We start from the raw sequence: 4317 nt of genomic DNA on the forward strand, positions 1-4317 counted from the left end.
CGGTTCCCACAGCCGGGCCAGCTCGGTCGCGGGCAACAACCTATGGCTGACCGGGTCCACGTGGGACGGCGCCGGCACGTTGTAGGCGGTCGGGATATGACCGGCCCGGTGGTTCGGGTAGAGGCGAGCCGCACCGGTAAAGAAGATTTCCGGCAGCGCGTCGACGATGCAGACGTCGTCACGGCCGATGGCTTGTGCCACTTGATCACCGTTCACCCGCAGTTCGGGCCGGACCCGGGCGGTGAACGTCACCGGAGCAGGGTCGGGCACCTCGCTATCGAGCGGGAATCCTTTCACCTGCCAGCGGGTGAGACCGCCGTCGAGCAGCTTGACGGCGTCGTGGCCGTAGTAGCGCAGAGCCCACCACAGCCGAGCAGCCCAGGTTCCCCCTTGGCCGTCGTAGACCACCACCGTGGTCTTATCGCCGATCCCGAGGCGACTCATCAGGTCCTCGAACCGCTCCGGCGCGACCACCACGACCGGGTCGTCCGGATCGGCCAGGTCACCCATTACGTCCATGAACACCGCGCCGGGAATGTGGGCCGCGCGGTAGGCGTCGTGCTCGGCGGCTCCAGCCAGCGCTCCCCCGGCGGTGGCCCGGATGGCGAAGCGGGCATCCACCACCCGGACCGACGGGTCGTCGAGATGCTCAGCGAGCCACTCGGGTGTGGCCAGGGCTTCAGGATGGCGGTAGGTCACCGCACCGGACCGTTGACCGGCCATCAGGCTGCTCCCGCCGGCACGTGGGGACTGTCCGGTCGTGCTGGCCGGCCCGCGGCGCCGGCATTCTCAGCCAACATCGGTCGTCGGGTACCGAACACCGGGATCGGGGAGCTTGGACACGCTCGTCTCCAGTAGATGGACGCAAGGGATGCTCCTGGGAGCTTGCAACGCTATTCGATAATTGTCAATATCTTGATATGCCAGTTGCTCGGAACACCCCCACAGCTACGGCGGCATCCACAGCGGCAAAGACCGAGGACACCAGCCCCTATCCGCGGCTGGACGAAGCCGTGTCCCGCGCCGAGGCCGAACGGATCGCCAAGTTGTTCAAGGCGCTGGCTGACCCGACCAGAGTCCAACTCCTCGGATTGCTCAGAGCCAGACCCGGCGGGGAATGCGGCTACGACATGACCGGACCACTCGGTATCTCCCAACCCAGCGTGAGCTACCACGTGAAGGTCCTGCACGAGGCCGGCCTGGTCACCAGGGAGCGTCGCGGAAGCTGGGTCTTCTACCGCATCTGTGAAGACCGGCTGGCCGACATCCGCCGGGTGGCGGGGCCGATCTCGCCGGACACCACTTCCTGACAAGGCAACACGTCCAAGGAGTTACGACTAGACCCGACCAGACCGCGCCCGGATCCTTGGCGGCGGTGCGCCGCTGTGCCCAATCCCTCAGAACGTGACCGTGCTCTCCTCGGGCAGCACCTGAAAGTCGGTGTCGGTCATCTCGGCGAGCCGGCCGTGGTAGATGCCCCGGGCATCGGGGGCGATGATGCCCTGGTGGATGGGCACCGCACGCGCGGGCGCCACCGCGCGCAGATAGTCGACGGCCTCGGCGATCTTCATCCACGGCGCCGCCGCCGGGGCGGCCAGCACGTCGACCGGCTCGCCCGGGACGAACAGCGCGTCGCCGGGATGCATGAATCGGGCCGCGTGCGCGTCGTCGCCGACCAGGTATGAGATGTTGTCGATCCCCGGGATCTCCGGGTGGATCACCGCGTGCCGCCCGCCGACGCCCCGCACCGTCAGCCCGTCGATCGTGAACTGGTCACCGACCCGAACCGCTCGCCAGGGCGCTCCCAGCTTGGCGGCGGTCTGCGGATCGGCGTAGAGCGCCGCACCCGGATTGGCCGCGATGAGGGCCGGAAGCCGCGCAGTGTCCACGTGGTCGGGATGCTGATGGGTGACCAGGATAGCCGCCAGGCCCGTGATGCCCTCGAAACCGTGCGAGAAGGTGCCCGGGTCGAACAGCAGGGCGGTGTGATCGAATTCGGTACGTAGGCAGGAATGACCGAAATGCGTCAGTTTCATGTCTACGATTGTGCGCTCAAAGGGGGTTTCGGGATGCGGGAAAGCCGGGCAAGCATCGCTGCGGTGCTGATCGCCGCTGGGCAGGCGGTGGTCGCATTATCCGGTGCGTCCGCGCGCGCCGAGCCCGAGACCTGTCCCACGCTGTGTGACCAGATCCCCAATTCCGCCTGGATCGACCCCTCGGGTCTGCCGTTGAACTCGGTGTACCGCTGGCCGGCACCGGCGAGCGTGGCCGCGCAGTTGGCCGGCACACCACAATTGACGCCGCGGTTCAGGTTCGAGCAGCTGTGCGCTACCCCGCCGATGCCGACGGACCCCCGCGAGTATGCGGTCGCCGCGCGGGCCGGCGTGGCCGAACCGGAAGGCAAGTGGCAGTTGCAGGCTCAGATCCTGCACTGGCGCGGCGACACGTGGCGCGGCGGCCAGCTGGCCGCGTCGGTGTTCGACGCCGCCCGCGGTGCGCTGCGCGATTGCCAGCGCGGGGCACCGCTGCAGTCGCCGTCGCTCACCACCGACGAGCCGGATCGGCTGGCCGGGGTGATCAGCGGGCCGGTGATCGTCCACACCTACCTGGTGGCGCACCTGCCGAGCAGTACCGTCAGTGAGCTCACCCTGTGGTCGTCGGCGCCGCCGGAGGTGCCGTGGCCGCTGGCACCGGACGACGGCGCGGTGCTGCATGCGCTGACTGCGCCGCTCTGCGTCGCCTATATCGGGTCGTGCCAACGGTAGAGTTGGCGCGAGCATGCAGGCCTTGAGGAGGCTTGAGGAGGAGAGCCCTTGTCCCGGGTGGTTGTACATGTGATGCCCAAAGCCGAGATTCTCGATCCGCAGGGTCAGGCGATCGTCGGTGCGTTGACCAGGCTCGGGCACGTCGGTGTCTCGGATGTTCGGCAGGGCAAGCGATTTGAGATTGAGGTCGATGATTCGGTCGGTGATTCTGAGCTGGCCGAGATCGCCGAGTCGCTGCTGGCCAACACGGTGATCGAAGACTGGACCCTAAGCCGGGAGGAGCGGTGACGGCCGGGCGGATCGGTGTCATCACCTTTCCCGGCACGCTCGACGACGTCGACGCTGCCCGCGCGGTGCGCTTTGTCGGCGCGCAGGCCGTCAGCCTCTGGCATGCCGACGCCGACCTGAAAGGTGTCGACGCGGTGGTGGTTCCGGGCGGCTTCTCCTACGGGGACTACCTGCGTGCGGGGGCGATCGCCCGGTTCGCCCCGGTGATGAGCGAAGTCATCGAGGCCGCAGGTCACGGTCTGCCGGTGCTGGGCATTTGCAACGGTTTTCAGGTGCTGTGTGAAGCCGGGCTGCTGCCGGGCGCGCTCACCCGCAACGCCGGTCTGGATTTCGTCTGCCGCGACGTGTGGCTGCGGGTGGCCTCGAACGTGACGGCGTGGACCTCGCGGTTCGAGCCGGACGCGGACCTGCTGGTGCCGTTGAAGTCCGGCGAGGGACGCTACGTGGCCTCCGAGCGGGTGCTCGACGAGTTGGAGAGCGAGGGCCGGGTGGTATTCCGCTACCTCGACGACGTCAACGGCTCGATGCGCGACATCGCCGGGATCAGCTCGGCCGACGGTCGCATCGTCGGCCTGATGCCCCACCCCGAGCACGCCGTCGAAGCACTGACCGGTCCTTCGGACGACGGGCTGGGCCTGTTCTACTCCGCGCTGGACACCGTGCTCAGGTTGTGATGGCTGTGGTGTCCGCTGAAGATCGGATACAACGCAGGGAGAGGGACTATGCGCTGAGCGTGACCGAGGCCTCGGCGGTGTGGCACAGAAACGTCAGCGTCTCCTGCAGGTACAGCCGCACGGTGTCGGCGTCGTGGGCGGTGTAGCCGATCGAGACGTCGGTGCCCAACTGCAGGTCGAAGTCGCCGCCGCGGGTGGTCAGCACGAACGCACCGTCGACGGCCGGCGCCCAGATGATGTCGCCGTCGCCGACCAGACGGCGCAGATGCTCACGAATCGGGTAGCCGTGCTGGGTGGTTTCGCTGACTTTGGTGTAGACGTCGGCCGACAGCAGCACCGAATACGGCCCGTCGACACCGGCCAGCCGCAGCGCCGACAGCGCCTGGCTGATCACGTCAGGAATGTCGCGGGCATCGTCGGGCAGGGTCAACGGCGGGTTCGAGCTGGCGCTGCGGATACCCCCGATCGACGCGGCGGCGTAACCCTCGAAGACCGCCCGATCCTCGGCGAACGCCAGCTTCTTCGCCGCGTCTTTGACCGGATCCCAGTCGGCGTCCTGCGAACCGCGTTCTACGTCGTCGATCTCGGTC

7 protein-coding genes are annotated in these 4317 nt (G+C 67.9%); 4 read left to right on the forward strand and 3 right to left on the reverse strand.

Annotated features, from left to right (window positions below; translation table 11 throughout):
• A partial coding sequence (locus AC2VON_RS02655; protein WP_486951547.1) for a sulfurtransferase occupies positions 1-723 on the reverse strand: 723 nt, incomplete at its 3' end.
• 197 nt (positions 724-920) lie between these two features.
• Between AC2VON_RS02655 and AC2VON_RS02660 the strand changes: the two genes are divergently transcribed.
• Positions 921-1310: an ArsR/SmtB family transcription factor gene (locus AC2VON_RS02660; protein ID WP_486951548.1), complete on the forward strand. Its 390-nt coding sequence runs from the start codon at positions 921-923 to the stop codon at positions 1308-1310.
• An 87-nt stretch (positions 1311-1397) separates the two neighbouring features.
• Here the strand turns inward: AC2VON_RS02660 and AC2VON_RS02665 are convergent, their stop codons facing one another.
• Positions 1398-2036: an MBL fold metallo-hydrolase gene (locus AC2VON_RS02665; protein ID WP_486951549.1), complete on the reverse strand. Its 639-nt coding sequence runs from the start codon at positions 2034-2036 to the stop codon at positions 1398-1400.
• On the opposite strand from AC2VON_RS02665, the gene AC2VON_RS02670 reads away from it, so the two are divergent.
• The 3 genes from AC2VON_RS02670 to purQ are packed head-to-tail and all read left to right on the forward strand — an operon-like array spanning position 2013 to position 3727.
• On the forward strand, positions 2013-2765 hold the full coding sequence (locus AC2VON_RS02670) for an ATPase (RefSeq protein ID WP_486951550.1): 753 nt from the start codon (positions 2013-2015) through the stop codon (positions 2763-2765). The genes AC2VON_RS02665 and AC2VON_RS02670 overlap by 24 nt on opposite strands.
• A gap of 48 nt (positions 2766-2813) precedes the next feature.
• Entirely contained in the window at positions 2814-3053 is a 240-nt protein-coding gene (gene purS, locus AC2VON_RS02675; RefSeq protein ID WP_486951551.1) for a phosphoribosylformylglycinamidine synthase subunit PurS, read from the forward strand.
• Complete coding sequence (purQ, locus tag AC2VON_RS02680) at positions 3050-3727, forward strand: phosphoribosylformylglycinamidine synthase subunit PurQ (protein ID WP_486951552.1); 678 nt, start codon at positions 3050-3052, stop codon at positions 3725-3727. Before purS ends, purQ begins: the two co-directional genes overlap by 4 nt.
• A gap of 46 nt (positions 3728-3773) precedes the next feature.
• Here the strand turns inward: purQ and AC2VON_RS02685 are convergent.
• Positions 3774-4317, reverse strand: a 544-nt coding sequence (locus AC2VON_RS02685) for a family 1 encapsulin nanocompartment shell protein (protein ID WP_486951553.1), incomplete at its 5' end; no start/stop codon positions are given.

This window comes from Mycobacterium sp. TH-M82 (genome assembly GCF_057473605.1).

Bases quoted from the DNA above. Each gene is read 5' to 3' on its own strand.
- AC2VON_RS02670 (WP_486951550.1), top strand. From the start codon at position 2,013: ATGACCGAAATGCGTCAGTTTCATGTCTACGATTGTGCGCTCAAAGGG.
- AC2VON_RS02660 (WP_486951548.1), top strand. From the start codon at position 921: ATGCCAGTTGCTCGGAACACCCCCACAGCTACGGCGGCATCCACAGCG.
- AC2VON_RS02665 (WP_486951549.1), bottom strand. From the start codon at position 2,036: ATGAAACTGACGCATTTCGGTCATTCCTGCCTACGTACCGAATTCGAT.